A 1,884-nucleotide genomic window follows, 5' to 3' on the forward strand; every position below is an offset into this window, starting at 1 on the left:
ATGTTTGACAGTTGTAACGTTAAAAAAGGCTGGAATCCACTGTATTTACTGGATTACGGCCTTTTATAATTCTCATAAAAAGTGAGTAATGTTTTTATTTTTTTGTATCCTTAAAAATTTTTTTCATCTGTTTTGTACTAACAATCTGATAGTCTGTATGAAAGCAAAATACGTCATGAAGTGCATCTGTAAAATCTGTTCTTATATAAGTCGGAATATAGCCTTCTCCAGGAACCTCATAGAAGTTCATATCCCTTAAGCCTTTCATGATTTCACTGGTAGTAAATTTTCCATTTAACCTCTTTTCTAGATAACGGTATAGTGTAAGGGCAATAAAACATGTAGTGAAATGTGCTTTGATTCGATCATCACGTTTTAAATATACAGGTCTTGCTTTAAAATCTGTTTTCATAATTCTAAAACATTCTTCGATTTCCCACCGCTTATGGTTGATTTTTGATATTTCTGTAGCATCATCTTCAAGGTTAGTACATACAGCATAAAATCCATCATACATTTGTTCCAAAGCAATTACGCTTTCATCAAGTTCACAAAGTGTTATATCTGCTGCCTCACCATCTTGGGTGACTCCAGTTGTTTTAATAAGACGTTTATAGTCATTTTGATTATGTTTTTTCACATCTTTAGGTCTTGATTCGATTAGTTTTTTTGCACGTTCGATTTGGGAACTACGGATGGAACGTTGATAATCTCTGTATTTTAGCGAAAATGTAACGATTAATTTCTGCTCCAGTCCGTCTTCTTTTATCCAACGCTCCTTATAAAAAGTTTTTGCCTGATATTTTTCTTTCATCTCATTCGATTCATCCAGTGTGGCAAGATTATATTTTTGACCACTGTTGTCACCAGAAAGAAGCCAATTGCTTTCATCTAAAGCCCATTGTTTTAAATGCTTTTTAAGTTTCTTGACCGATTGAGTTGTAATAAAAGCACGTTCTCCCTTATTATTAAATTTTCGGTTATCGCTAGAAGATAATCCAGCATCAGTACAAACCACAAATTTAGAAAGACTAAAATCTTTCATAATTGTTTCTTCCAGTGGTCGTAGCGTGCTTTGTTCATTGGTGTTTCCGCTATGAATATTGAAGGCAAGAGGAATCCCATCACCATCCATGAAAAGTCCCATTTCAACGATAGGGCTTGGGCGGTGTTCCTTAGAAGGACCATATTGCTTTAATCCCTCCGCTTGTTCAATCTCAAAGAAAAAGTTGGTGCAGTCATAATAGAGAACCTTATCATTTCTCTTTGAAATGGATAAACTATTTTTATAAAGTTCGGACTGAATAAACTCTGTTTCCAAAGATATTACTTCTAATGCACGGTAAATATGCTGCATATCAAAGTTTGGCGGCTCAAGGAAGTTCTGTGATAATTGATATGTAGTTCTTTTTGAGGATGGAAAAATAATTCTACCATACACGAGTCTGGACAGAATAGAATCTAAATCAAAGATAAATTTATAGCGTTTAGAGATAGTATTACAGATGTCGTGAAGCTTTAATTCATGGTAGAGCTGCTGAAGAAAAAGATATCCACCATTAAAAGAATGTTGCTCATTCTTAGTAATTCTTTTAGACTGAGTACGTTTAATGATTACTTCCCGATGTTCTGATTTTTCTTTTTGTGTAAGTTCTTTTATGTATTGTTCTGCCCAAAGAATGGGATCATCATGTATTTTTTGTAAATCAGCAAGAGTACCTAGTTTTTCCACAATCTTTGTGGAGCGTTTTCCATTTTCATATACAGATTTAATCGCATAAAGGGACTGTGCATTTTTAGATTTGGATACCATAAGTCTCATGTGTAACACCTCCTATATCCATATTATAACACAATACCCATAAAATACCCACTATTATTTTT

1 protein-coding gene is annotated in these 1,884 nt (G+C 33.7%); it reads right to left on the reverse strand.

Annotation, left to right across the window (positions count from 1 at the left end):
* Nucleotides 1-94 precede the first annotated feature (94 nt).
* Nucleotides 95-1,822: an IS1634 family transposase gene (locus tag C8E03_RS21680; RefSeq protein WP_094379747.1), complete on the reverse strand. Its 1,728-nt coding sequence runs from the start codon at nt 1,820-1,822 to the stop codon at nt 95-97.
* Nucleotides 1,823-1,884: the final 62 nt, after the last annotated feature.

This window comes from Lachnotalea glycerini, assembly GCF_003201285.1.
GTDB classification, from domain to species: Bacteria; Bacillota; Clostridia; order Lachnospirales; family Lachnospiraceae; genus Lachnotalea; species Lachnotalea glycerini.

Excerpts from the sequence above, each read along its gene's own strand:
- C8E03_RS21680 (WP_094379747.1), bottom strand. The coding sequence starts at position 1,822 with ATGAGACTTATGGTATCCAAATCTAAAAATGCACAGTCCCTTTATGCG.